21 protein-coding genes are annotated in these 25,195 nt (G+C 72.9%); 11 read left to right on the top strand and 10 right to left on the bottom strand.

All coding sequences use genetic code 11. The features are described 5' to 3' along the window. Positions 1-41 precede the first annotated feature (41 nt). The 6 genes from ACYVK7_RS02150 to ACYVK7_RS02125 all read left to right on the top strand — a co-directional run bounded on the left by ACYVK7_RS02150 (position 42) and on the right by ACYVK7_RS02125 (position 6,814). Complete coding sequence (locus ACYVK7_RS02150) at positions 42-1,031, top strand: stage II sporulation protein M (protein ID WP_460886029.1); 990 nt, start codon at positions 42-44, stop codon at positions 1,029-1,031. A 113-nt stretch (positions 1,032-1,144) separates the two neighbouring features. After that, complete coding sequence (locus tag ACYVK7_RS02145; RefSeq protein WP_460886028.1) at positions 1,145-2,377, top strand: DUF7544 domain-containing protein; 1,233 nt, start codon at positions 1,145-1,147, stop codon at positions 2,375-2,377. Between the two features lies 1 nt (position 2,378). Next, positions 2,379-3,086, top strand: coding sequence for a DUF4129 domain-containing protein (locus ACYVK7_RS02140; RefSeq protein WP_460886027.1), 708 nt, complete (start codon positions 2,379-2,381; stop codon positions 3,084-3,086). Further along, positions 3,083-4,372: a DUF4350 domain-containing protein gene (locus tag ACYVK7_RS02135; RefSeq protein ID WP_460886026.1), complete on the top strand. Its 1,290-nt coding sequence runs from the start codon at positions 3,083-3,085 to the stop codon at positions 4,370-4,372. Before ACYVK7_RS02140 ends, ACYVK7_RS02135 begins: the two co-directional genes overlap by 4 nt. Then, complete coding sequence (locus ACYVK7_RS02130; protein WP_460886025.1) at positions 4,369-5,451, top strand: AAA family ATPase; 1,083 nt, start codon at positions 4,369-4,371, stop codon at positions 5,449-5,451. The genes ACYVK7_RS02135 and ACYVK7_RS02130 overlap by 4 nt, the downstream gene beginning before the upstream one ends. A 10-nt stretch (positions 5,452-5,461) precedes the next feature. Next, positions 5,462-6,814: a DUF58 domain-containing protein gene (locus ACYVK7_RS02125; protein ID WP_460886024.1), complete on the top strand. Its 1,353-nt coding sequence runs from the start codon at positions 5,462-5,464 to the stop codon at positions 6,812-6,814. 22 nt (positions 6,815-6,836) lie between these two features. On the opposite strand, the gene ACYVK7_RS02120 is transcribed toward ACYVK7_RS02125, so the two are convergent. After that, positions 6,837-7,523, bottom strand: a complete 687-nt coding sequence (locus ACYVK7_RS02120; RefSeq protein WP_460886023.1) for a response regulator — start codon at positions 7,521-7,523, stop codon at positions 6,837-6,839. Continuing rightward, the gene (locus ACYVK7_RS02115) at positions 7,520-8,905 is read right to left on the bottom strand and encodes a sensor histidine kinase (protein ID WP_460886022.1); all 1,386 of its coding nucleotides are present in this window, start codon (positions 8,903-8,905) and stop codon (positions 7,520-7,522) included. The genes ACYVK7_RS02120 and ACYVK7_RS02115 overlap by 4 nt, the downstream gene beginning before the upstream one ends. Positions 8,906-9,095: 190 nt before the next feature. On the opposite strand from ACYVK7_RS02115, the gene mtrA reads away from it, so the two are divergent. Genes mtrA through ACYVK7_RS02100 form a run of 3 tightly spaced genes read left to right on the top strand, consistent with a single transcriptional unit; the run spans position 9,096 to position 13,266 of the window. Continuing rightward, on the top strand, positions 9,096-9,776 hold the full coding sequence (gene mtrA / locus ACYVK7_RS02110) for an MtrAB system response regulator MtrA (protein WP_460886021.1): 681 nt from the start codon (positions 9,096-9,098) through the stop codon (positions 9,774-9,776). 50 nt (positions 9,777-9,826) lie between these two features. Continuing rightward, positions 9,827-11,536 (top strand): MtrAB system histidine kinase MtrB, encoded by a 1,710-nt coding sequence (gene mtrB / locus ACYVK7_RS02105; RefSeq protein WP_460886020.1) that lies wholly within the window; start codon positions 9,827-9,829, stop codon positions 11,534-11,536. Continuing rightward, on the top strand, positions 11,536-13,266 hold the full coding sequence (locus tag ACYVK7_RS02100) for a GerMN domain-containing protein (protein WP_460886019.1): 1,731 nt from the start codon (positions 11,536-11,538) through the stop codon (positions 13,264-13,266). Before mtrB ends, ACYVK7_RS02100 begins: the two co-directional genes overlap by 1 nt. A 226-nt stretch (positions 13,267-13,492) precedes the next feature. On the opposite strand, the gene hpf is transcribed toward ACYVK7_RS02100, so the two are convergent. After that, positions 13,493-14,167: a ribosome hibernation-promoting factor, HPF/YfiA family gene (gene hpf / locus ACYVK7_RS02095; protein WP_460886018.1), complete on the bottom strand. Its 675-nt coding sequence runs from the start codon at positions 14,165-14,167 to the stop codon at positions 13,493-13,495. 232 nt (positions 14,168-14,399) lie between these two features. After that, positions 14,400-15,179, bottom strand: coding sequence for a ComF family protein (locus tag ACYVK7_RS02090; RefSeq protein WP_460886017.1), 780 nt, complete (start codon positions 15,177-15,179; stop codon positions 14,400-14,402). 88 nt (positions 15,180-15,267) lie between these two features. Here ACYVK7_RS02090 and ACYVK7_RS02085 point away from each other — a divergent pair, with 88 nt between their 5' ends. Together ACYVK7_RS02085 and ACYVK7_RS02080 are read left to right on the top strand one after the other, a co-directional pair. After that, complete coding sequence (locus tag ACYVK7_RS02085) at positions 15,268-16,530, top strand: winged helix-turn-helix domain-containing protein (protein WP_460886016.1); 1,263 nt, start codon at positions 15,268-15,270, stop codon at positions 16,528-16,530. A 25-nt stretch (positions 16,531-16,555) separates the two neighbouring features. Continuing rightward, the gene (locus ACYVK7_RS02080; protein WP_460886015.1) at positions 16,556-18,262 is read left to right on the top strand and encodes a cation:proton antiporter domain-containing protein; all 1,707 of its coding nucleotides are present in this window, start codon (positions 16,556-16,558) and stop codon (positions 18,260-18,262) included. A 51-nt stretch (positions 18,263-18,313) separates the two neighbouring features. Here the strand turns inward: ACYVK7_RS02080 and mnhG are convergent, their stop codons facing one another. The 6 genes from mnhG to ACYVK7_RS02050 are packed head-to-tail and all read right to left on the bottom strand — an operon-like array spanning position 18,314 to position 24,923. Next, positions 18,314-18,739 (bottom strand): monovalent cation/H(+) antiporter subunit G, encoded by a 426-nt coding sequence (gene mnhG / locus ACYVK7_RS02075; protein WP_460886014.1) that lies wholly within the window; start codon positions 18,737-18,739, stop codon positions 18,314-18,316. Next, on the bottom strand, positions 18,736-19,077 hold the full coding sequence (locus ACYVK7_RS02070; RefSeq protein ID WP_460886013.1) for a monovalent cation/H+ antiporter complex subunit F: 342 nt from the start codon (positions 19,075-19,077) through the stop codon (positions 18,736-18,738). The genes mnhG and ACYVK7_RS02070 overlap by 4 nt, the downstream gene beginning before the upstream one ends. Next, positions 19,074-19,688, bottom strand: a complete 615-nt coding sequence (locus ACYVK7_RS02065) for a Na+/H+ antiporter subunit E (protein WP_460886012.1) — start codon at positions 19,686-19,688, stop codon at positions 19,074-19,076. Before ACYVK7_RS02065 ends, ACYVK7_RS02070 begins: the two co-directional genes overlap by 4 nt. Beyond that, complete coding sequence (locus ACYVK7_RS02060) at positions 19,685-21,352, bottom strand: Na+/H+ antiporter subunit D (protein WP_460886011.1); 1,668 nt, start codon at positions 21,350-21,352, stop codon at positions 19,685-19,687. Before ACYVK7_RS02060 ends, ACYVK7_RS02065 begins: the two co-directional genes overlap by 4 nt. After that, positions 21,349-21,861, bottom strand: a complete 513-nt coding sequence (locus tag ACYVK7_RS02055) for a Na(+)/H(+) antiporter subunit C (RefSeq protein WP_460886010.1) — start codon at positions 21,859-21,861, stop codon at positions 21,349-21,351. Before ACYVK7_RS02055 ends, ACYVK7_RS02060 begins: the two co-directional genes overlap by 4 nt. Beyond that, the gene (locus ACYVK7_RS02050; protein WP_460886009.1) at positions 21,858-24,923 is read right to left on the bottom strand and encodes a Na+/H+ antiporter subunit A; all 3,066 of its coding nucleotides are present in this window, start codon (positions 24,921-24,923) and stop codon (positions 21,858-21,860) included. The genes ACYVK7_RS02055 and ACYVK7_RS02050 overlap by 4 nt, the downstream gene beginning before the upstream one ends. Positions 24,924-25,195 lie beyond the last annotated feature (272 nt).

Raw genomic sequence — 25,195 nt, 5'->3', positions numbered from 1 at the left:
TTCGGGGTCACGCCGTAACTCCTGTGCGGCAGACTACCGCCGTGGACATCGACGCCTTCACCGCCGTGCACGCCGCCGAGTGGGACCGCCTCAAGGAGCTCTCGTCCCGGCGCCGCCTGGACGGCGCAGAGTCGGACGAGCTCGTGCGCCTCTACCAGTCGGTGGCCACGCACCTGTCGACGGTCCGGTCGGCCGCGCCGGACCCGGCGCTGGTCACGCGCCTGTCCGACGTGCTGAACCGGGCGCGGACCCGCATCGCAGGCACCCATGAGCCCGCCTGGCGCGAGGTCGTGCGGTTCGCCGTGGTGTCGCTGCCCGCCGCCTTCTACCGGATCCGGTGGTGGTCGCACGCCGTGACGGCTGCCTGCCTGCTCGTCGCGGTCGTCGCGGGCGTCTACATCGCCACGGACACCGCCGCGCTCAACGACATGATGCCGCCGTCGGCGCAGGAGGACTACGTGAACAACGCGTTCGCGTCCTACTACGACCCGGGCATCGGGTTCGCCGCCGTGGTGTGGACCAACAACGCGTGGATCGCCGCCCAGGCCGTCGGTGGCGGGATCACGGGGTTCTTCCCCCTGATGGTGCTCTGGCAGAACGCGGTGCAGATCGGCGCGACGGGCGGCATGATGGCCGCCCACGGCGAGCTGGACCTGTTCCTCACGCTCATCGCGCCGCACGGCCTGCTGGAGCTGACGTGCATCTTCGTCGCGGGAGCCGCGGGCCTGCGGCTCTTCTGGACCCTGATCGACCCCGGCCACCGCAAGCGGTCCGTCGCCATGGCCGCCGAGGGGCGCGCCCTGATCACCACCGCCATCGGCCTCGCGGCGGCGCTGGGCGTCTCCGGCCTGGTGGAAGGCTTCGTCACCGGGTCGGACCTGTACTGGTGGCTCAAGATCGTGATCGGTGCGCTGGCGCTCGCCGCGTTCTGGGCGTACGTGTACGTCCTGGGCCGCCGGGCGGTCGGTGCGGGCGCCACCGGTGACCTCGCCGAACACGAGGCGGGGGCCACCGTGGTCACGGCTGGGTGACAGTTGCGCGGAGCGACCGACGCGGACACCAATATCGCGGCCCGCTGTCAGCGTGCCGTACTAGGGTTGCCGCGCAGGCACGACCCCAAGACGACACCCGGGAGCACGCCCCCATGACGACGCCCGAGAGCGCACCCGACCAGCCGGCGCAGCCGACGCCCCCGCAGTCCGGCGGGCACCAGCCCGCCGGCTGGGGCGAGCCGCCGCGGTACGGACAGTACGCGCCCGGGTACGACCCGGCAGCGCCGCCCGCCCAGGGCCAGCCGCAGTACGGCACACCGCAGTACGGCACACCGCAGTACGGCACACCCCAGGGTGAGCAGGCCGCGCAGTACGGCCAGAGCCAGTACGGCCAGTACTCCCCGTACACCTCGCAGGTGCCCGGCTACCGCCCGCCGGCGGACAAGCCCGGCATCGTCCCCCTGCGCCCGCTCACCCTGGGCGAGCTGTACGACGGCGCGTTCGGCGCGGTCCGGCACAACCCGGGCGTGACGCTGGGCCTGACGGCGATCATCGTGGTCATCGCCGTGGCCCTCGGCACGCTGGTCAGCATCCCCCTGACCACGCTGTTCACCGACATGTTCGCCGACCTGTTCGGGGAGATCGGGTCCGACCCGGCCTTCGACGACCTCGGCTTCACGCAGGACGTCCTCGGCGTGACCTACGGGTCGCTGCTCGGCACCAGCCTGCTGCTCATGATCGCCACACCGCTCGCCATGGGCGTCATGGCCATCTCGGTCAGCGACTCGGTGATCGGCCGCAAGATCTCGGTGTCCGCGGCCTGGCGTCGCGTCGGCAAGCGCGCCTGGTTCCTCATCGGGTTCTCGCTCCTGAGCACCGCCGCGGTGCTCGTGGCGTACGCGCTGGCCGTCGGCATCATCGCGGGGCTGTTCTACGTGGACCCGACGCTCGGGGTGATCGGGCTGTTCCTCGTGCTCGCGGCTCTCGTGGTGGTCGGGGTGTGGGTGTTCACCCGCCTCCTGCTCGTCCCGCCGGCGCTCGCGGTCGAGGGCGGTGGCTTCTGGGCCACGGTTCGCCGGGCCTGGAAGCTGACGCGCGGCACGTTCTGGCGGGTGCTCGGCATCTATCTGCTGACGTCCCTCATCCTGAGCGTCATCGGCCAGATCGTCGCGTTCCCCGTCGGTATGGTCATGGGCCTCTTCATGGCGACCGCCAACAGCGCAGCCCTCGCGGCCAGCTACGGGGTCACCTACGTGATCACCGGTGGCATGAGCGTGCTGTTCCTCGGTGGCGTGGTCGCGCTGCTCTACATCGACACCCGGATGCGTCGCGAGGGACTGGACGTGCAGCTGCAGACCGCGGCGGCAACCGCAGCGGACCAGTGAGATGAGGGCCGACCTGCCCGTCGTTCCCGACCGGGACACCGCACGCGAGTGGCTCAGCAGCGAGCTGCAGGGCTCCGAGTACGCGGAGCGCGAGTCGTTGCTGTCGCGCCTGATCAGCTGGGTGCTGGACTGGCTGAGCGGCATCGAGTGGGCCGGCGCGGCGGTGTCCGGTCCGGCGCTGGCGATCGTCATCGCGGTGATCGCCCTCGTGGTGCTCGCAATCGCCTGGCTGGTGGCCGGGCCGGTGCGCCTCGGCCGCAACCGCGCGGGCTCCGCGGAGGTGCTCGACACCGATGACGCCCGCACCGCAGTGCAGATGCGCACCGCGGCCGACGCTGCCGCGGCCTCGGGTGACTGGCGGACGGCCGTCGTCGAGCGCTTCCGTGCCGTCGTCCGCTCCCTGGAGGAACGCGTGATCATCGAGCCGCGGCCGGGCCGCACGGCGCAGGAGGCCGCCGCCGACGCAGGCGCCCGCCTGCCCGCCCAGGCCGCGGGCCTGCGCTCGGGCGCCGACCTGTTCGACGGCGTCGAGTACGGCGACCGGGTAGCGGTGGCGGAGGACGATGCGGACCTGCGCGCGCTCGCCGCCGAGGTCGCGGCGGCCCGGCCCGTGTCGCACACCGGCACCGGCACCGGCGCACCCGCCGAGCCGGGTACCGGGTCGAGCGCCGAGACGCCGGCGGACGAGAAGCCGGAGGTGTCCGCATGACGGTCACGCCCGCCCCGCCGCCGCCCGCCCCCACGCCGCCCGCTGCGGTCACCGGCGGCCCGTCGGGCCCCGTCGACGAGCCACCCGTCGTGATCGGCGACGACACCACCGGCCGGTCCCGCGCGGCGAGCACCTGGCGCCGCCTGCGCTGGCCGTTGACGGTGCTCGCCGCGATAGCCTTTCTCGTCCTCTTCCTCGCGGTGGTGCGCCCGCCGACGTCGGCGGACCCGTACGCTCCGGACAACCCGGAGGACGACGGGGCGATGGCCGTCGCCGAGGTGCTGAAGGACCAGGGCGTGCGGATCACCCACGTGACCACGGTCGCCGAGGCGTCCGCGGCCGCCGGGCCGGGCAGCACCCTCCTGGTCACGCCCAACCCCGGGTTCTTCGCCGAGGACCAGATCTCGGCGCTGAACCGCACGGGTGCCGACCTGGTCGTGCTCGGTGCGGACTACACGATGGTCGCCGCAGTCAGCAGGAACACCCTCGACGCCACCTACGGCGAGGCGGAAGGCCCTGTCGCGCCGAAGTGCGACGACCCGGCGGCGCAGGCCGCCGGTGAGCTCGCGCTGCGACCAGGGCTCTACGACGTGTCCGCCGAGGCGAACGGCGGCGCCGTGCGCCCGACGCTGTGCTGGCCCGACGGCCTGGGCGCCTACGCCTACGCGCGTCTCGACTTCCCGAACCGGTCGGTGACCCTGGTCGACGACCCCGCCGTGATCCGCAACGGCAGGGTCCTGGACGAGGGCAATGCCGCGCTCGCCCTCTGGATGCTGGGGAAGCACGAGCACCTGGTCTGGATGGTGCCCGACCCGATGGACGTCAGCACCGGCGAGGACGTGCCGACACCCGCGGATCGCGGTCAGGTCAACGCGATGATGCCGCCCGGCTCCGCGCCCGTCGCGCTGGTGGCCGTGCTCGCCGCCGTGCTGCTCGCGCTGTGGCGCGTGCGTCGCATGGGCCCGCTCGTCGTGGAGGACCTGCCGGTGCTCGTGCGCTCGGCCGAGGCGACGCGCGGGCGCGCCCGCCTGTACCGCGCGGCCCGTGCCCGTGGGCACGCGGCGGCGGGCCTGCGTGCGTCGACGGCCGACCGGATCGCCTCGCGGCTCGGCCTGGCCCGCTCGTCCGACGCCACCTCCGTGGTCGACTCCGTCGTCGCCGCTACCAACCGCCCGTCGCAGCAGGTGGCAGACCTGCTCTACGGCCCACCCCCCGCTGACGACGCCGCGCTCGCCGAGCTCGCGCGCCGACTCGACATCCTGGAGAGCGAGGTCCACCGACCGTGACCGAACCAGCCTTCCCCCACCAGCCCGCTGCTCAGCCCGCCGAGCCCACACCGGCTCAGCCCGCCGAGCCCACAGCGGCTCAGCAGCCGAGCACCGCGCGGCCCGCCGCACCCGAGCCGCCCGCCCCGTCGCAGGAGCTGCGCTCCGCCCTCGCGGCGGTCCGTACGGAGGTGGGCAAGGCCGTCGTCGGGCAGGACGCGGCGGTGACGAGCCTGCTCATCGCTCTGCTGTGCCAGGGGCACGTGCTCCTCGAGGGTGTGCCGGGCGTCGCCAAGACCCTGTTGGTCCGTACCCTGGCGGCAGCCCTGAAGCTGGACACCAAGCGCGTCCAGTTCACGCCCGACCTCATGCCGGGCGACGTGACGGGCTCGCTCGTCTACGACGCGCGCACCGCCGAGTTCTCGTTCCGCGAGGGTCCGGTGTTCACCAACCTGGTGCTGGCCGACGAGATCAACCGCACGCCCCCCAAGACCCAGGCGTCGCTCCTGGAGGCGATGGAGGAGCGCCAGGTGTCGGTGGACGGCACGCCCCGCCGGCTGCCCGACCCGTTCCTGGTCATCGCCACACAGAACCCCGTCGAGTACGAGGGCACCTACTCGCTGCCCGAGGCACAGCTCGACCGCTTCCTGCTCAAGCTCGTGCTGCCGTTGCCCGAGCGAGAGCAGGAGGTCGAGGTGCTCGCCCGGCACGCCGCCGGGTTCGACCCGCGCGACCTGGCCGCCGCCGGGGTCACCCCCGTGGCCGACGCCGGCATCCTCGAGCGCGCCCGCGCCGAGGTCGCCCGCGTCCAGGTGTCGCGGGAGGTGCTCGGCTACGCCGTCGACGTGTGCCGCGCCACCCGTTTCTCGCCGTCCCTCTCGCTCGGCGTCTCACCGCGTGGCGCGACCGCGCTGCTGCGCACCGCGCGGGCGTGGGCGTGGCTGTCCGGCCGCTCGTTCGTGACGCCCGACGACATCAAGGCGCTCGCCCACCCGACGCTGCGCCACCGGGTGCAGCTGCGCGCGGAGGCCGAGCTCGAGGGTGTCACCGCCGAGGGCGTGCTGGACACGGTGCTGGCCTCCGTGCCCGTGCCGCGCTGAGGCCGCGCACATGGTCGTGACGTGGCGGGCCGCCGCCCTGATGGGGCTCGGCGTGGTTCCTGTGCTGCTCCTTCCCGCGAACGGGACGGTGCTGGTGTGGTCGGCGGTGGTCGTCCTGGCGTGTGCCGTCGATGTCGTGCTGGCCGCGTCGCCGCGGCGGGTGGCGGTGCAGCGGCGGGTGCCCGGCTCGGTGCGCCTGCGCTCCGAGGCCACGAGCGAGCTGGTGGTCCGTAACGCCTCCGGACGGCGGCTGCGTGCCGTGGTCCGGGACGCGTGGGGGCCGTCGGCGGGCGCAGGTCCCGGGCGGGGCCGGTCGGAGCGGGTGCGGCCGGCGTCGGGCGGGTCCGGGCGGCACCACGTGAACCTGCCGGACGGCGAGGCCGCGCGCCTGCCGACCACGCTCGTGCCGACGCGGCGCGGCGACAGGACGGCGGGCGGGGTCACCATCCGCAGCCTCGGCCCGCTGGGCCTGGCGGGCCGCCAGGTGACGCTGCCCGTGCCCGGGCGCCTGCGGGTGCTCCCCGAGTTCGCGAGCCGCAAGCACCTGCCTTCCCGCCTGGCACGGCTGCGTGAGATGGACGGCCGCGCGGCGGTGCAGATCCGTGGCGAGGGCACGGAGTTCGACTCCCTGCGTGAGTACGTGGTGGGCGACGACGTCCGGTCGATCGACTGGCGCGCCACCGCCCGCCGTCGTGAGGTCGTGGTGCGCACGTGGCGGCCCGAGCGGGACCGGCGCGTCATGATCGTGCTCGACACGGGGCGCACGTCCGCGGCCCGGGTCGGGGCGACCGACTCGACCGGCGCCCCCCGGCTGGACGCCAGCATCGAGGCGGCGCTGCTCCTCGCGGCGCTGGCCGGCCACGCGGGCGACCGGGTGGAGCTCGTGGCGTTCGACCGGACGGTCCGTTCGCGTGTGGTCGGCGCGGCCGGACCGCGGCTCATGCCCGCGATGGCGGAGTCGCTCGCCACGGTCGACCCGGTGCTCCTGGAGACGGACTGGCCGGGAGTGGTGACCCAGGTCCGGACCCGTATGACGCAGCGCGCGCTGGTGGTGCTGCTCACGACCCTCGACCCGGCCGCGGTGGAGAACGGGCTGCTGCCCGTGGTGGACCAGCTCGCCCGGAACCACACGGTGGTCGTCGCGTCCGTCGCGGACGAGGAGGTGGCCGGGCTGCGGGCCGGGCGGGACACCATCACCGAGGTCTACGACGCGGCGGCCGCCGCGCGGGGTGACCTGGAGCGCACGGCCGTGACGACCATGCTGCGCCGGTACGGTGCGGACGTCGTCGAGGCGCTGCCGGACGACCTCGCCCCGCGCCTGGCGGACGAGTACCTGGCGCTCAAGGCTGCGGGCCGGCTCTGACGGGTCCCCGGACGGCGGGTCCTCAGACGCCCAGGTGCCGGAGCACCGCCAGGACGCGGCGGTGGTCGGCGGCGTCCTGCGGCAGGTCCAGCTTGGTGAAGATCGCGGCGACGTTCTTCTCGACGGCCCCGTAGGACAGGTGCAGCAGCTCCGCGATCGCCCCGTTGGATCGGCCCTGGGCCATGAGGCCCAGCACCTCGCGCTCCCGGGCCGACAGCCGCTCGAGGTCGTCGTCCTTCCGGGGCGAACCCATGAGCTGCGAGACGACCTCGGGGTCCAGCACCGTCGCGCCGGCCGCCACCCGGCCGAGCGCGTCGACGAAGTCGCGCACGTCGGCCACCCGGTCCTTGAGGAGGTAGCCGACGCCGCGCGCGTCGCCGGACAGCAGCCTGCTCGCGTACCGGGTCTCCACGTACTGCGAGAACAGCAGCACGGGTAGGTTCGGGTGCCTGGCCCGCAGGCCCAGGACGGCGCGCAGGCCCTCGTCGGTGAAGCTGGGCGGCATCCTGATGTCCGCGACGACCACGTCGGGCAGCGACTCCTCGCGGACGAGGCGCGCGACCTCACGCTCCAGGGCCGCGCCGTCCCCGACGGTCGTGACCGTGTGTCCACGGCGCGTCAGGAGGGCGGCGAGCCCGTCCCGGAGGATCGCCGAGTCCTCGGCGAGGAGCACCCGCAGGGTCGAGGGCGGATCGTTGGGCCCGGTCATGGACGGCTCGCCGGGCTCGAGGTGGGCAGGAGCACGGTCACTACCGTAGGCCCACCGGCAGGGCTGGACAGGTCGAAGGTGCCGTCCACGGAGCGCACCCGCTCGGCCAGCCCGGCCAGCCCGGAACGCAGTCCGGAGCCGTCGGGCGGCACCACCCGCGCGCCACCGCGACCGTCGTCGCGCACCCGGATGCGCACCGTGTCGCCGACGGGCTCGACCAGCACGTACACACCGGTGGCACGAGCGTGCTTGGCCGCGTTGGTGACCAGCTCGGCCACGGAGAAGTAGGCGATCGACTCCAGGGCGGGGGCCAGGCGCCCCGCCGCCTCCACCCCGGGATCCACGTCCACGTGGACCGGCAGGGCCGAGCGGGCGGCGAGCGTCTCGAGCGCGACGGCGAGGCCGCTGTCGAGCGCCGGCGGGTGGATCCCTCGTGCGAGCTCGCGCAGCTCCGTGAGCGCTTCCTTGGTGGACGAGTGGGCGGTGTCGACCAGCTCGGCGGCCTGCCGCACGTCGCCGCCGTCGACCAGCTGTTCGCGGGCCTCGCCGAGCTGCATGGCCACCGCGACGAGGCGGGCCTGGGTGCCGTCGTGCAGGTCCCGCTCGATGCTGCGCAGGCGCGCGTCGGCGTCGTCCACCGTGCCCGTGCGGGACCGCTCCAGCTCCGCGACGCGCAGGCTCGCCCGGGTGGGGCTGAGCAGGCCACGGGACAGCGCGCGGAAGAGCATCGCGAACGCCCGCGTGACCCACGGCCAGCACAGGAGCAGCACGAGTCCCACCAGCGCGACCACGGCGAGGCGCGGAGGGGTGTCCAGGAAGTAGGCGTCCCCGAAGGCCGCGCCGCGGTGCAGCTGTCCGTCAGCCCCGAGGTCCTCCGGCAGGAACCGGTACCAGAACCAGTACGTGAGGTAGCCGAGGCCGCCGCCGAGGAACGTGATGCTCGTGACGAACGACACGATCGAGAGGGGCAGCGCGATGAACATGAAGAGCAGCGCGCGCCAGGCGGTGGCGTCACCGAGCATGGAGCCGACGGTGCGCCAGAAGCCGCGGGGCCGCACGTACGGGGCGGGGGCCGTGACCTCGATGTCGAGCAGGTCCCTGGCCAGGCTGCGGTAGGCGGCGGCCCAGCCGCGGCCGCCGAGCACCACGGCGCCCGCCACGAACAGCCCGACCACGGTGACGGCGATGCCGGCGGTGAGGCTCACGGCGAAGAGCGTGTACGTGAAGGCGAACGGTGCGAGCAGGAGCACCAGGGCGAGGTAGCCCTGCTCCCGCCAGGTGCGGCTCGCGAGCGGGGCGGTGAGGAAACGCGGGCCCGGACGGGCGGTCGCGCCCGAGGCAGCGGTGCCGGCCTCGAGCCGGTCGACGGTCATGGGGGTCATGCTGCCAGGCTGACCCCTGGTGGGGGACCGGTGACATGGTGCGAACCGCCGGGTTCTACGGGGGCTGTCCCCCTCGGACGGTCCGGCCCCCCGGCGGGGAGGGTCGAACCAGCGGGTGAACTCGCGGTAAACGGGCCTGTCACGCCAGGCAAGGCCGAGTTTGCTGGACCAGCCTGGCACACTGGAGGACATGAAGGTACGAGTTCTCGTCGTCGACGACGACACAGCACTGGCGGAGATGATCGGCATCGTCCTCAAGGGCGAGGGGATCGATGCCGTGTTCTGTGCCGACGGCGACGCCGCGCTGGGGATGTTCCGCACCCACCAGCCGGACCTCGTGCTGCTCGATCTCATGCTGCCCGGCAAGGACGGTGTGCAGGTCTGCCGCGAGATCCGCGCCGAGTCGGGCGTGCCGATCATCATGCTGACGGCCAAGTCCGACACGCTCGACGTCGTGGTGGGCCTGGAGTCCGGCGCCGACGACTACGTCTCCAAGCCGTTCAAGCCCAAGGAGCTCGTGGCGCGGATCAAGGCCAGGATGCGCCGCAGTGAGGACCCGGGGCCGGAGCGCCTCGTCGTCGGCGACGTCGAGATCGACGTCACCGGCCACACCGTCACGCGGGACGGCGAGCGCATCGCGCTCACCCCGCTGGAGTTCGACCTGCTCGTGGCGCTGGCCCGCAAGCCGTGGCAGGTGTTCACGCGGGAGGTGCTGCTGGAGCGCGTCTGGGGCTACCGGCACAGCGCCGACACTCGCCTGGTCAACGTGCACGTCCAGCGCCTGCGTTCCAAGATCGAACGTGACCCGGAGAACCCGGAGATCGTCCTCACGGTGCGCGGCGTCGGGTACAAGGCGGGCGCGACCCGCTGATGTCGCACGGCCTGGTCAGGCGGCTGCGCCGGGCGGTGTCCCGGGTTCGGGTGGTTACGGTCCGGTCCACCCGGCGCGCGGTCGCGCAGTGGCGGTCCTCCCTGCAGCTGCGGGTCGTCACCACGGCGCTGGCCATCGGCTTCGCGGCGATCGCCGTACTGGGGCTGTACCTGTCGACGTCGGTCCGCGACGGCATCTACGAGCAGCGGCTCGCCGCCATCGACCGGGAGGCCGCCGCGCTGACGGCGCAGGTGTCGCAGAACTTCTCGGACACGGCGACCACGTCGGACGGCGAGCTGCAACAGCTGCTGCTCGACACGATCGCGACGCTCGGCGCGACCAGCGGCTCCACCGCGGAGGAGTACTTCCTGCTGCACGAGCAGGGCACCGTCGCGAAGGTGAACGACATCGCCTCCCGGCCCGACCTGGTCGACGTGCTGATCACCGCGGAGCTGCGCCAGGCGAACATCGGCACCGAGGACGACCAGGTGCTGCAGCCGGTGGGCATCCCCGCGCCCGAGGACCCCGGCATGGTGCGCCCCGGCGTCGTCGTGGGTTCCACCGTCCAGGCGTCCCCGGAGGCGCCGTACGAGATCTACTACCTGTACTCGCTGGAGCCCGAGCAGGAGACGCTGTCGTTCGTGCACCGCGTGCTGCTCGCCGGCGGGTTCGGCATGCTGGCGCTGCTCGGCGTCGTGACCTGGACCATGGCCCGGCAGACCGTGACCCCCGTGACCCGGGCAGCGACGGTGGCCGAGCGGCTCGCCGAGGGGCACCTGTCCGAGCGCATGCCGGGCGCCCGCGGCACCGACGAGATGGCCAGCCTCGCCCGCTCGTTCAACGAGATGGCCGAGAGCCTCCAGGACCAGATCCTGCGTATGGAGGAGCTGTCCGCCATGCAGCGCCGGTTCGTGTCCGACGTGTCGCACGAGCTGCGCACCCCGCTCACCACCATCCGCATGGCGAGCGAGATCATCCACGAGTCCCGCCACCAGATGGACGAGGACGCTGCCCGCTCGGCCGAGCTGCTCCTCGGCCAGATCGACCGGTTCGAGTCGCTCCTGTCCGACCTGCTGGAGATCAGCCGGTTCGACGCGGGCGCCGCCGTGCTGGACGCGGAACGCCGTGACCTGCGCGACCTGGTCATGTCGGTGGTGGAGCAGGCCGCCCCGCTCGCGGAGACCAAGGACGTCCGGGTCTCGGTGCGGCTGCCCGACGCCGACGCGGCAGCCGACTTCGACCCGCGCCGCATCGAGCGCATCCTGCGCAACCTCGTCGTCAACGCGATCGAGCACGCCGAGGAACGGCCCGTCGAGGTGACCGTCGCCGAGGACGACCGCGCCGTCGCCGTCGTGGTGCGCGACTACGGCGTCGGCATGACCAAGCAGGAGGTCGAGCACGTCTTCGACCGGTTCTGGCGGGCCGACCCGGCGAGGGCCCGCACCACCGGCGGCTCCGGCCTGGGCCTCGCCATCGCGCTCGAGGACGCGCGACTGCACGCGGGCCGTCTCGATGCCTGGGGCCGGCCGGGGCAGGGCGCGAGCTTCCGGCTCACGCTGCCGCGCAGCGCCGGCGTCCAGGTGGTCGATCCGCCTATCACGATGGCGCCCGCGTCGCACGAGCCAGGGGTCCGCACCGGCCAGATCCCCGTGGTCCGCCCGCCCACGGGGCCGACGCCGACCGCCATCCCCGACCTGTCGGATCCCGGGGACTCCGACACCGTGGGACTGCCCGCCGCCGACGACGTGGAGGTGCGCTGATGCGCAAGCCGGTAGCGACCGTCGTGTCCGGCCTCGTGACGCTGGCCTGCGTCGCGGGGCTCGGCGCCTGCGCCCAGATCCCGACGTCCGGCCCCGTGCGCGTCGGTACCGAGGACGTGCAGGCACAGGTCGACATCGCGATGCTGCCGCAGGGACCGACGCCCGGAGCCGACCCGAACGGGATCGTCACAGGGTTCCTGGGCGCCGCCGTCGCCGCCACGACGTCCTCGAACGAGTTCCAGACCGCACGGGAGTTCCTGACCGAGGACGTCGCGCAGACGTGGGACCCCGAGGCATCGGTGCGCGTGGTCCGTGAGCCACCGCTGCTGGAACCGGCCGGGCGCGACGCCGAGCTCCAGGACGCCGACACCGTCGAGGTCGTCGTCCGGGCGACGGCCGTCGCCACCGTCGACAGCGTGGGCGCGTACACGGAGGTGGGCGACCCGCGCGAGCTGGACTACCGGTTCACCCTCACCCGGTCGGGCGAGGAGTGGCGCATCTCCGCGCTCGACAACGGCGTGCTGGTACCCGCCAACCTGTTCGCCAACCAGTACCGCGCGACCCGCCTGTACTTCCCGGCCGAGGACGACATCACCACCCTCGTCCCCGACCTGCGGTGGTTCCCGAGGCAGTCCTGGCGCCGGGCGGCGGTCGAGGAGCTGCTCGCCGGCCCGCCCGAGTGGCTGCAGGGAGCCACCCGGTCCCTCGTGCCGGAGGGCACCCAGCTCGCGTCGCCGTCGATCAGCGACACGGACGGCGGCGAACCTGTCGCGGTGCGCCTCAGCGAGCAGATCAGCGCAGCACCGGCCACCCAGCGCGCCGTCATCGCGGCGCAGATCTCAGCGACCCTCTCCGAGGGAACCGGACGCTCCGTGTCCGTGGACCTGTTCAGCGACACCAGCCGCCTCGGGGTCACCGCGGCCGACGTCGACCTGCCGTCCACCATCGTGCAGGCCATGGCGCTGAAGGACGACCACCTGTACCGCATCGAGGACGGCCGCCCGGTCGAGCACGACCTACCGGTGGACCTGTCGGGCATCGATCCGACGGCGCTCGCGGTCAGCCCGGTGACCACGCCGATCGTGGTGCGGGACGGCACCGACCGGATCGTGAGCATCTCGCTCGACGACGAGGACGGCCCGGCGACCCTCCTCGAGGGTCCGGACCTGGCGGCGCCGTCGATCGACAACCTCGGCGCCGTCTGGACCAGCGGCGGCGTCGGCGAGCTGCGGGTGCGTACCGCCTCGCAGGAGGAGGTCACCGTGGAGCCCGACTGGCTGCGCGGGCGCAAGGTGATCAGCGTGTCCGTGGCGCCGGAAGGCTCGCGGATCGCGGTCGTGAGCAAGACACCGACGGGCACGCAGGTGCAGGTGGCGGGCATCGTGCGGGACAACGAGGGGCTTCCGGTCGACCTCGCCGCCCCGCTCGCCGTCGGCGCACCCGTCGACGACGTCGTGGAGGCCCGGTGGTCGGGGCTCACCACGCTCGCGCTCCTGGCGCGGGACGGAGACGGGACCTCCGGCATCTGGACCGCGGGCGTCGGCGGGCTGGCAGGTACCGACGGACGGTCCCGGCAGCTGCCGGGACTCACGGACGTGGAGCAGATGGCGGCCGGCGTGACGGATGACGGCATCCTCGTGGTCACCAAGGACGGCGACCTGGAGCACGAGGAGACGGGCGTCTGGCAGCCGGTGGCCGAGGACGTCGACCTCGTGGCGTACCCCGGCTGACCCACCCCCGTCACACACTCACCCACCCACGCACGCACGCACCCACGCCGGCCACGCCGGCCACGCCGGCGTAGTCGTCTGGCGAGGTAGTCGCCTGGCGAGGTAGTCATGCAGCGAGGTAGTCACTCAGCTCGTGCTGGGTGACTACCTCGCCAGAGGACTACCTCGCCAGAGGACTACCTCGCCAGAGGACTACCTCGCCAGAGGACTACCTCGGCGGAGTGGGTCAGGTCAGGTCGGTGACCGGCGCGGCGCCGCACGTGTTGTCGAGCTGGACCACGCCGAACGACCAGCCCTTGCGCTTGTAGAGCACGGACGGGCGCGACGTCTCCTTGTCGATGAACAGGTAGAAGTCGTGGCCCACCATCTCCATCTCGTAGACGGCGTCGTCCAGCGTCATCGGGTCCGCGTGGTGCAGCTTCTGCCGGATCACCACGGGCGAGTCGCCGATCGTGGTCTCCACGGAGTCACCCGGTGCGGACAGCGCGGCCGGGGTCGAGATCTGCGGCTCGGGCGCGTCACCGGAGGCGTTGCTCTCGTCGGTCAGGATCTCGTCCAGGGGACGGACGTCCACGGGCGGGATCACCTTGTTGTTCCGGTGGTCCTTGCGCCGGTCCCGGGCGCGGCGCAGGCGCTCGTTCAGCTTGTCGATGGCGAGGTCCAGGGCGCCGAAGCGGTCGTCCGCCGCGGCCTCCGCGCGGATCACCGGGCCCTTGGCGCGCAGCGTGAGCTCTACTCGTTCACGATTCTCGGAGAGTCGCGGGTTGTTCTCGTGCGTGACTTCCACATCCACCCGACGTACGTAGGGAGACAGCAGCTCGACCTTCGCGAGCTTCTCCTCGACGTGCTGGCGGAACCGGTCCGCCACGTCCGTGTGCCTGCCGACAACGACAATTTCCATGTGCGTATCTCCGCTCCGGGAACTCTGGGCCACACCGTCCCTTGCCGGCGGTGTGCGCCCGTCTTACTCGTGATGGCACCCCCTGCTACCGGTGCCGGGCACGAACCACCTCCCGTCGCTTGCGTCCCGACCGCCTCGTCGAGACTCCGATCCAGCGTGGAAGGTTCAGGCTAACTCCGTCGCCTGGGTAACGACAGTCCCAACGGATAGTGAACAAGGTGACACAGATCTGTCAGACTTTCAGGTTCTGACCAGTATTCCGTCGATGTCCGATCAGCGACGCGGGCGCCGGTTCGGTGGCGTCCGCCGGTGGCGGCGTCGCTGCCAGCACCGTTGCGCCCAGGACGTCGTGGCCGCCCCGTTCGAGGGTGCGCTCGACGGCGGCGAGGGTCGCCCCCGTCGTCAGGACGTCGTCCACAAGAATGCAGGTGGATCTTTGTCCGAGCGTGCGAGCCCCACGTCTCGTCATGCGGACCGCGCCCGCGAGGTTGCGTCCTCGGGCGCGGGCACCCAGGCCCACCTGGTCGCGTCCGGAGCCCCGACGGGCGAGCGCGGGCACCACGTGAGCGCGAATCCCGGCGTCGTGCAGCCCGTCGGCCACCGCCCGGGCCAGGACCGCCACCGGTTCGCGGCTCCTGGCCCTGCGGGCCGCACCGGTCGACGGCACCGGTACGACGGCGAGGGGCACGCCGCCGAGCGCGGGCGCGAGAACCGGGCCGAGCCGGGCCGCCGCTGCGCGCAGCGCCGGTGCGAGGAGCCGGTCCAGGTCGGTGCGCCCGCGGTCCTTCCAGTGCACCACGACGTCGCGGACCGGCCCGGTGTACGGCGTGAGCGCCCACACCGGGACCGGTGGGACGCCGTCGAGGCGGTCCAGCCGCGGTGCGCCCAGCTCGGCCCGGACGGGCGGACCGGACAGCAGGGCCGCGCAGCCGGCGCACCAGCGCACGTCCGGCTCCCCGCACGGGCACGCGACAGGAAGCAGCAGGCGGGCGAGATCTCGGACCGGACGCACCCCACCACCCTGGCCGACGAAGCCGTGTCGCGCCGCTTGTCCACAGGCTCATCCGGGGAGTGTCAGTGGCGCACGGCACGATGGTCCCGTGCAACCGATCTCCTTGTCCCTCGACCAGGCCCGCCGCATCGCGATCGCCGCCCAGGGCCTCAGTCGCCCGCGGGTCGACGGCCCACGGACCATGCGCCACGTGCAGGGCGTGATCGACCGGCTGGGCCTGCTCCAGATCGACTCGGTGAACGTCCTCGCCCGGGCACACCTGCTGCCCCTGTTCTCGCGTCTCGGGCCGTACGACACCGACCTCCTCGACCGGGCCACGGCCTCAGGCCGGTTCGCCCGGCGGGCGGGCAAGGGCGCCGCCGCCGACCGGCGGCTCGTGGAGAGCTGGGCCCACGTGGCGGCGTACGTACCGCCGCACGTGTGGCCCCTGCTGGCGTTCCGGCGGCGGTGGTTCGCGGAGGAGTACGACTGGCGCGAGCTGGACGGGGTGCGGCTGCCCGACGCCCCACAGGTCGCCGAGGTACGCGACCTGGTGGCGGCGGAGGGACCGCTGTCGGCGTCCCAGATCCACGACCGGTTCGTCTCCGAGGGGCGGTCGGTGCGGCGCAAGCGGGGCACCTGGTGGGACTGGAGCACCGAGAAGCGCGTCGTCGAGCACCTGTTCTTCACGGGCGAGGTGGTCTCGGCCGGGCGGAACGCGCAGTTCGAGCGGCTGTACGACCTGCCGGAGCGGGTGCTCCCGGCGTCGGCCCTCGGGGAGGTGCCGGAGCTGGAGGCCAAGCGTGCCCTGCTCGAGCTGGGCGCGCGGGCGCACGGCATCGGCGTGGCGCGCTGCATCAAGGACTACTACCGGCTCAGGGGCCGCGTGGCGGACCAGGCTCTGGCCGACCTCGTCGACGAGGGGGTGCTGCTCCCCGCCCGCGTGGCCGGCGGGTCCGAGCAGTGGCTCCTGCACCGCGACGCCGTCCGCCCGCGGCGTGCCACCGGGCAGGCGCTGCTCGCACCGTTCGACCCGCTGGTCTGGGAACGCAAGCGGCTGGAACGCCTCTTCGGGATGCGCTACCGGATCGGCATCTACACGCCGGCCGCCCAGCGCGTCGACGGGTACTACGTGCTGCCGTTCCTCGAGGACGCACAGCTGACGGCCCGGGTGGATCTCAAGGCGGACCGTGCGGCGGGGGTGCTGCGAGTGCAGTCCGCCCACGCCGAGCCGTCGCTGACCAGGGACACGCCGGAGCGGCTGGCGGCGGAGCTCGACGCGATGGCGCGATGGCTGGGGCTCGGGGCTGTGGCGGTAGAGAACAAGGGATCCCTTTCACCCGCCCTGCGCGCCGCGACGGTCAGTCCCTGAAACACGCGGCGACTAAACTCTGTGCATGGCCACCGCTGCGATCTTCCTGGCCGTCACGGTTGCGGCCGGGCTAGGGGCGGTGCTGCTCCGGCTACCGCCCCTGGTGGGCTTTCTGGTGGCCGGGTTCGCCCTGCACGGGGCGGGGGTCGCCGAGCCGGGCTACCTGGGGACCATCGCCGACCTCGGTGTGACGCTGCTGCTGTTCGGCATCGGCCTCAAGCTCGACGTCAGGACGCTCCTGCGCAGAGACGTGTGGCTCACCACCGTCGCGCACCTCCTGGTCAGCGTCGCGGTCGCCATCGGGTTCCTCGGCCTGCTGGGCGTGATCGGGTTCTCGATGCTCGCGGGGGAGGAGCTCGGGGTGCTCGCGCTCCTCGGGCTGGCCCTGTCCTTCTCCTCGACGGTGTTCGTCGTCAAGGTGCTCGACGGCCGCTCCGACCAGTCCGCGCTCTACGGCCGGATCGCCATCGGTGTGCTGGTCATGCAGGACCTGATCGCGGTGGTCTTCCTGTCCGTGTCCTCCGACCACGGGCCGAGCCCGTGGGCACTCGCCCTGGTGCTGCTCGTCCCGGGGGCCTGGCTGCTGCGCAAGGTGTGGTCGCGGGTGGGGCACGGTGAGCTGCAGGCGCTGTTCGGCGTGGCGGTCGCACTCGGCCCCGGCTATGCGCTGTTCGACGCGGTCGGTCTCAAAGGAGATCTCGGCGCGCTCGTCCTCGGCATGCTCCTGGCCGGCCACCCGGCCGCCACCGAGCTGTCGCGCAACCTGTTCACGCTCAAGGAGCTGCTGCTCGTCGGCTTCTTCGTCTCCATCGGGTTCGCCGGCCAGCTGACCTGGCAGGCCGCCGTGATCGGGGTCCTGCTGCTGCTCATGCTGCCGATCCAGGCCGTCGCGACGGCGGTGCTGCTGCGCCTGACACGGCTGCGCAAGCGCACGGCGATTCTCACCGGACTGGTGCTGACCAACTACTCGGAGTTCGGTCTGATCGTGGTCGCCGTGGGCTCGCAGGCCGGCATGCTGCACGACGAGTGGCTCGTGGTGCTCGCGGTCGCCGTCGCCGGCAGCTTCGTGCTGTCCTCGGCCGTCAACACCCGCGGCAACGAGCTCGCGATCAAGCTCGCCAAGCGGTTCCCGTCCAAGCCCAACGAGTGGCTGCACCCGGAGGAGCAGCTCATCGACGTCTCCGGCGCCGAGGCGCTCGTGCTCGGCATGGGCAGGGTGGGCCGGGGTGCCGTCCGCCAGCTGCGGGACGACTACGGCATGGCCGCCATGGGGGTCGAGCACGACCCGGCGCGTGTCATCACCCTGCGGAACGAGGGTTTCACCGTGGTGCAGGCCGACGCCACGGACATCGAGTTCTGGGGCCGGGTGCGCAGCGCCGGCGCCGTCAGGCTGGCCATCCTCGCCATGCCGTTCCACGCGGCCAACCTCATCGCGCTGTCCCAGCTGCGCGCGAGCGGCTTCGAGGGCACCGTCGCCGCCGTCGCGCGCTACGACGACGATGTGGGTGAGCTCGAGCGGCACGGGGCCGACGCCGTGTTCCACTTGTACGGCACAGCGGGTCTGGCGCTGGCCGACGAGGCCGCCGAGGCGGCACTCGGCTACGCCGCCGCCGAGCGGATGCGTGACGCGCAGGCGCGGCGGAACGCCGCGGCGGCCACGGCACCGGACCCGACGCCGGACGAGACGCCCGAGCCGCGGGCCGAGCCGGTGGCCGGCGGGGGCACGCTCTGACCGCGGCAGGCTGAGTCCGGCCACGGCCCGCCGAGGCCGCCCGGCCGGAGGTCAGCCTGCGGCGTCCGGCCCCGGCGCCGGGGGGTCCGCGGGCGGCGCGGGGTCCTCCGGCGCGGTGGCACGCTCCGACCCGGCGGGCGCGGCCGGGTCCTCGAGCTGGTCGCCCTGGGCCTGGAGGAGCACGGGGGCGATGTTCGCGGTGCGCAGGCCGGCGCGGCCCACCATGTGCGCCCCGACCGGTGTCGTCAGGAGCTGGAAGACCGCGACCAGCAGGAGGATGGTCGCCGAGGTCCAGTCCAGCAGCCGGAGCGCCACGCCGGCGAGGAGGAACAGCAGCCCGAGCACCTGGGGCTTGGCGACGACGTGCATCCGCGAGAGCAAATTGTCGAAGCGCACCACGCCCACTCCGGCGGAGAACGAGAAGAACGCTCCCAGCAGCAGGCAGACGGCCGCTGCCACGTCGGTCACCACTGTCATCGTGCGTCCTCCTCGACGTCGTCGTGGCCGGCCGGGCTCTCCGGGGCCTGCCCCGCGTCGTCCTGCCGCTCCTGCTTTGAGGGCTCGACGGCGGCGAAGCGGGCGACGGTCACCGACCCGATGAACCCGACCATCGACAGCACCACCAGGATGGGCACGGACTCCGTGCGGCGGGAGATCGCCGCCTCGACCGCGATGGCGCCGACGAGCGCCGTGGTCAGCACGTCGAACGCCACGGTGCGGTCCAGCATCGAGGGCCCGCGCTCCATGCGGACCACCGCGAGCAGCGCGCCCAAGGCGAGGAGGGCGGTCGCGAGCACTCCGACGACGAGCATCATGGCCGTACCTCCTCCGGTGGGTGGGGTGCGGTCCGGCCGTCCGGACCGGCCAGCCCGGTCCGGACGAGTTCGTCCTGGGAGGCGAAGGCGCGCAGCACCCGTGCCTCCAGGTCGAGCGTCGACCGTCGGACGGCCTCGGCGCCGCCGGACGCGTCCAGGTCGAGCACGTGCAGCGTCAAGGTGCCGCTCGGCGGGTCGTGGTCGATGACGAGCGTGCCCGGCACCATCGACGACAGCCCGGCGGTCGTGGCGACGAACAGGTCGAACTTCGTGCGGAGCCGTACGGACACCAGCCCGCCCTCCGGGGTCGGGCCCGGTGTCACGGCCGACCACGCCACCTGGAACGACGCGAGCACGAGGTCCGCGACGAACCGGCCAGCCAGCCGGAGCACGGCGAGCGGCCGCACGGTCGCGGCGGTGCCGAAAGGAGGCAGCGGGAACGCCACGGCGACGAGCACGCCGAGCGCCATGCCGGACAGGACGTTCGCCCAGGACAGGTCCCCCCAGAGCAGCACCCAGAGCAGGGCACCCACGGCCATCGTGGGCCACAGCCCGATGAGCTTGCGGGTCCGCCGGCGCCACGGCCGCTCGGTGTCTTCGGCATCCGTCATGGCTGGTCCTCCCCGGCATCGTTCGCGACGTCGTTGGACTCGCCGGTGCCCCGGGGCGCCCCGTCGGGGAACACCGCCTCGACGTACGTGTGGCCGTCCATGACCGTGGCGGCCGCTCGCTCGGCGTAGCCGTAGAGCGGACCCGCTGCCACGGTGAGGCCCACGCCGACGGCGACCAGCGCCGCCGTCGGGCCGACCATGCCCCAGGGCAGCGGGGACTGCTCCGGCAGCGGCTCCTTGTCGGTGGAGGCCTGCCAGAACGCCTTGTTCCAGGCCCGGATCACGGCGTACAGGGTCAGCAGCGACGTGAGCACCGACCCGGCCACGAGCACCCAGGCGAGCGCGGAGCCGTCCACCACACCGGCCTCGAGCAGCCCCACCTTGCCGAGGAACCCGGACAGGGGCGGGATGCCGGCGAGGTTCATCGCGGGGACGAAGAACAGGACCGCAAGACCGGGGGCCAGCCGCGCGAGACCGCCCAGCCGGTCGAGCGACGTGGTACCGCTGCGGCGCTCGATCAGGCCGACGACCAGGAACAGTGCCGTCTGCACGGTGATGTGGTGCACCACGTAGAAGATGGCGGCCGCCGTGCTCGCCTGAGTGGCGAGCGCCACCCCGAAGATCATGTAGCCGATGTGGCTGACCAGGGTGAACGACAGCAGACGTTTCACGTCGTCCTGCGCCACGGCGCCGAGGATGCCGACGAGCATCGTGGCCAGGGCCAGCACGAGCAGGACCGCCTCGAGCTTGTCGTTCGACGGGAAGAGCAGGGTCTGCGTGCGCAGGATGGCGTAGACGCCGACCTTGGTGAGCAGGCCGGCGAACACGGCGGTGACCGGTGCGGGAGCCGTCGGGTACGAGTCGGGCAGCCACGCCGAGAGCGGGAAGATGGCCGCCTTGATCCCGAAGGCGAGGAGCAGGAGGGCCTGGATCCCCAGCCGCACACCCGGATCGACGTCGGGCAGGCGCTCGGCGAGCTGCGCCATGTTCACGGTGCCCGTCGCGGCGTAGATCAGCCCGACGGCCAGCAGGAACACGATCGAGCTGAGCAGCGCGACGACCACGTAGACGCTGCCCGCCCGGATGCGCTCGCTGGTGCCGCCGAGCGTGAGCAGCACGTACGAGGCGGCCAGCAGGATCTCGAACCCGACGAAGAGGTTGAACAGGTCCCCGGCGAGGAAGGCGTCCGCCACACCGGCGGCCAGGATCAGGTACGTCGGGTGGAAGATCGCGACCGGCAGGACGTCGCGGCGCCCCGACTCGTCGGCGTCCGGGTCCTGCGCCTTGAGCGCCTCCCGCAGGAGCTTCGCGTTCCTGGTCGTCGGCGCGGTGCGTTCGTTGCGGTCGGCGATGCCCTGGGCCATCGAGTACAGCAGCACGCAGAGCAGCATGATGCCGCTGACGAGCAGCATGATCGCGGCGAGGGGGTCGGCGACCAGGTTGACGCCGACCGGTGCCGCCCAGCCGCCGACGTCGACCACGATCGGCCCGTCCTGCGCCGCGACCACGAGGCCCGCGGAGGCGGCGGTCGCCACGGACAGGGCCACGACGGAGATGACGCGCTGCACCCGTTCGTACCGGTGGAGCGCCAGCGCCAGGCCCGCGGCGAACAGGGGCACCAGCACCGGCAGCGGTACCAGGGTCTGCAGGGTCCACAGGTTCATGAGCCGTCACGTCCCCGGGCCGGCGGGTCCACCGGGTCGGGCAGCGCGACCTCGTCGCGCGCGGTCTCCGCCTGCTCGGCGAGTGTGGAGCCCGACTCCAGGGAGTCGCTGTCGGCGTACGACGGTACGTCCGCGACGGCGAGCCGCGCGATCCTGGTGTCCTCCAGGTCGTCCTGGACCTCGTCGTGGCCGTGCAGCTGCCAGGAGCGATACGCCATGGCCAGCACGAACGCGACCAGGGCGAGCGTGATGACGATGGACGTCAGGATCATGGCCTGTGCCAGGGGGTCGCTCATCGGCTCCGGTTCGGGGCCCGCGCTGGTGATGGGCGGCGCTCCCGCCCGGCCGCCCGCCACCAGGATCGCCAGGTTGGCGCCGTTGCCCAGCAGCACGAAGCCGAGCAGCACGCGGGTGAGCGACCGCTCCAGCAGCAGGTAGACGCCGGCGCCGAACAGCACGCCTACCGCGAGGATCAGCGAGCCGGAGGGCACGGTGTCGAGCACGATCATGCGCGCTCACCCCCTGACCGGCTCCCCGCACGGCCGTGCGATCCGACGACCTGGGCGAACGGTTCGGCCTGACGGTCCAGCTCGGCGCCGAAGGTGCGCAGGATGTCGATGACCAGGCCGATGACCACGAGGAACACTCCGATGTCGAAGAAGAGGCTGGTGACCAGGTGGATCTCGCCCAGCACCGGCAGGTCGAGGTGAACGATGGTGCTCTCGAGCGCGGACTGGCCGACGAGCAGTGCGACGAGGCCCACACCTGCCGACAGGAACAGCCCGGTGCCGAGCACGAGGCCCGGGTGCACCGGCGCCGCCTCGCCCAGCTCGTACCGGCCACCGGCCAGGTACCTGACGGCGAGCGCGAGCCCGGCGACGAGCCCGGCCGCGAACCCGCCACCCGGCGTGTTGTGCCCGCTGAACAGCAGGAACACGGCGAACAGGATCATCGGGTAGAACAGCACGCGGGTGAGTACCTCGAACAGGACCGACCGTTGCTCCGGATCGAGCGTCGGGCCGGCGACGAGCCAGGTCCCCTGCCGGACCTGCCGGGAACCGGCGGTCGCGACCTGCTCGGCCGGCTGGTCCGAGTCGGCCGGGTCGAGGCGGAGCACGTCGCCGCTGCGCTGGCGCAGGAAGACGAGGGACGCGACGCCCGTCGCGGCCACCAGGAGCACGGAGATCTCGCCCACGGTGTCCCAGGCGCGGATGTCGACGAGCGTGACGTTGACGATGTTGTGCCCGCCGCCGAAGGCCTCCGCCTCCGCCGCGAAGTCCACCGACACCGGCAGGTGCACGCGGACGAGCGGGGCCGCGGCGACGAACAGCATGACGACGAGGCCCGTGAGCACCCCGATCGCGAGCCGTACCCAGCGGCTCGCCGCGAGGGGCCGGTCCGAGAAGTACGGCGGCAGGCGCCGGAGCACCAGCACCATGATGACGAGGGTCAGCGTCTCGCACAGCACCTGGGTCAGTGCGAGGTCGGGGGCGCCGTGCAGCAGGAACAGCGCGGCGTTGCCGTACCCGGCCACACCGGCGAGGAACACGGCCTTCAGCCGGCGTCGCGCGCGGGCCGTGAGGACGGCTGCCACGGCGATCACGAGGACGATCACGAGCTGGGCCGGGCGGTCCCACGGCACCAGGGCGAACGGGCCGAGGTGGAGCACGCCGTCACGCCCGACGGCCTCGGTGGCGACGGCCAGCCCGCCGCCGGTCGGCTCGCCGACCAGACCGGCCGCCAGCGCGAAGCCGGGGCCGACCGCGAGCACGACGAGGATCATGCCGAGGTAGAAGGGCAGGGAACCACGCTGCGTTCCGGCCGTGACGTCCGCGGCGATCCGGTCCAGCCGGCGCATGAGCCTGCGGTAGACCACGTCGGCGCCGTCGGGGAACCACAGGGCTGCCTGTGCGCGCTCGAGGCGGTCCCGCTGCCAGAATGCCAGCGCGCCCACGAGGAGGATCACGGCGGTGACCGCGAGGACGGGGGTGAACCCCTCCCAGAGGGTGAGGTGCCCCGGCTCGCCGAGCGGGTAGGTGTCCGCGTGCGGGTCGAGCAGCGCCTGTCCCACCTGCGGGACGAGAGCGACGGCAAGGCCGAGGACGGCGAGGACGAGCGGCGGCGCGACCATCCAGAACGGCTGGGGGTGCACCGTCGCCGGGGCGGCGTCGAGCCTGTCCGGGGGCTCGGCGGGCTCGGCGGGCTCGGCGTCCGAGCCTTTCCGGGCGTCTCCGCCGGGCCCTTTGAGCAGGTCGTCCTGGTCCGGCAGGGACCGGAGGCGGGGCTTGAAGGCACCCCAGAGGAACCGCAGCCCGTACGCCACCGTGAGGGCGGACCCCAGCGCGACGACGGCGATCATGATCGTGCCGAGGAGGTCGCCGTCGTGCGACCAGGCCGCGAGTGCCGCCTCCTTGGCGACGTAGCCCGCGAACGGCGGCAGTCCGATCATCGACGCCGTCGCGAGCGTGGCGGCCAGGGCCGTGACCGGCAGACGGCGTCCGACACCGGCGAGCCTGCGCAGGTCACGGGTACCGGTCGCCGCGTCGATGACGCCGACGACGAGGAACAGCGACGCCTTGAACATGGCGTGGGCACCGAGCAGGGCCAGGCCGGCGAGTGCCGTCGCACGCGTGCCGTAGCCGAGCAGCAGCGTGAGGAGGCCGAGCTGGGAGACCGTGCCGAACGCGAGGACGAGCTTGAGGTCGTGCTGGCGCAGCGCGCGGTAGCCACCGAGCAGGAGCGTCGCACTGCCGAGCACGAGCACCACCGTGCGCCAGGCGGCCAGGTCGGAGAACGCGGGGGCGAACCGCGCGATCAGGTAGATCCCTGCCTTGACCATGGCCGCTGCGTGCAGGTAGGCCGAGACGGGCGTGGGGGCGGCCATCGCGGCGGGCAGCCAGAAGTGCGTCGGCACGAGGGCCGACTTGGTGGCGGCCCCGGCCAGGAGGCAGAGCACGGCGATCGTCACCGCGGTGCCGGACGGCGGGTCGGCGACCACCTCCGAGACGCTCCAGGTCCCGGCGGTCACGCCGAGCACCACCACGCCGACGAGCATCGCCAGGCCGCCGGCCGTGGTCACCAGGAGCGCCTGCATGGCGGCCCGCCGCGATGACGTGCGGTGGGAGTAGTGGCCGATCAGGAGGTAGGAGAACACCGAGGTGAGCTCCCAGAAGACGACCAGCAGGATCATGTCGTCCGCGACGACCAGGCCCGCCATGACGCCGGCGAACGCCACGAGGTAGCCCCCGAAGCGGCCGAGGCCGCGTGCGTCGTGGGCGAAGTACGCGCTGCAGTAGAGCAGGACCAGCGTGCCCACCGCGCCGACCACGAGCAGCATGACCCAGGACAGGGAGTCGAGCCGGAGGTCGATGGCGAAGCCCAGCGCCGGGATCCAGGGCACGTGCTCGGCGGGCGTGCGGCCGCCGAGGACCGCGGTCGTCTGCGAAAGCGCGTAGAGGGTGGCCCCTGCGGGCCCGAGGGCGAGCACCCAGAAGGCACGTCGGCCCAGCGCTCTGACCAGGGCGGGGGCGGCCAGGGCCAGGACCCCATGGGCGAGTAGTACGGGGAGCACGTCCGTGCCGTCCTGTCGGGGGCTCGGGACAGACGACGTCGTGCCTCACGCGCCGGGTGGGACCCCGGTGCGAGTACGGGCCGGTCTACCGCGCGAGCGCGGGCGGGTGGGCGATGACCCCTACTTTATCCGCTCGAGGGGAGTGGCCGTGCACCGGAACCTGTGAGCGGCCGCGATCGTTACCCCTGGAGCGAACCTGCCGATCCGCTGTCGGTCATTGGGTCACGAGCCGGTGTTTACGGCCTACGATGGACGACGGCGAAACTTGACGA

It is taken from the genome of Promicromonospora xylanilytica (assembly GCF_054782895.1).
Note: the sequence above shows the minus strand (reverse complement) of the source record. Positions and strands in the feature narration are given on the sequence as shown.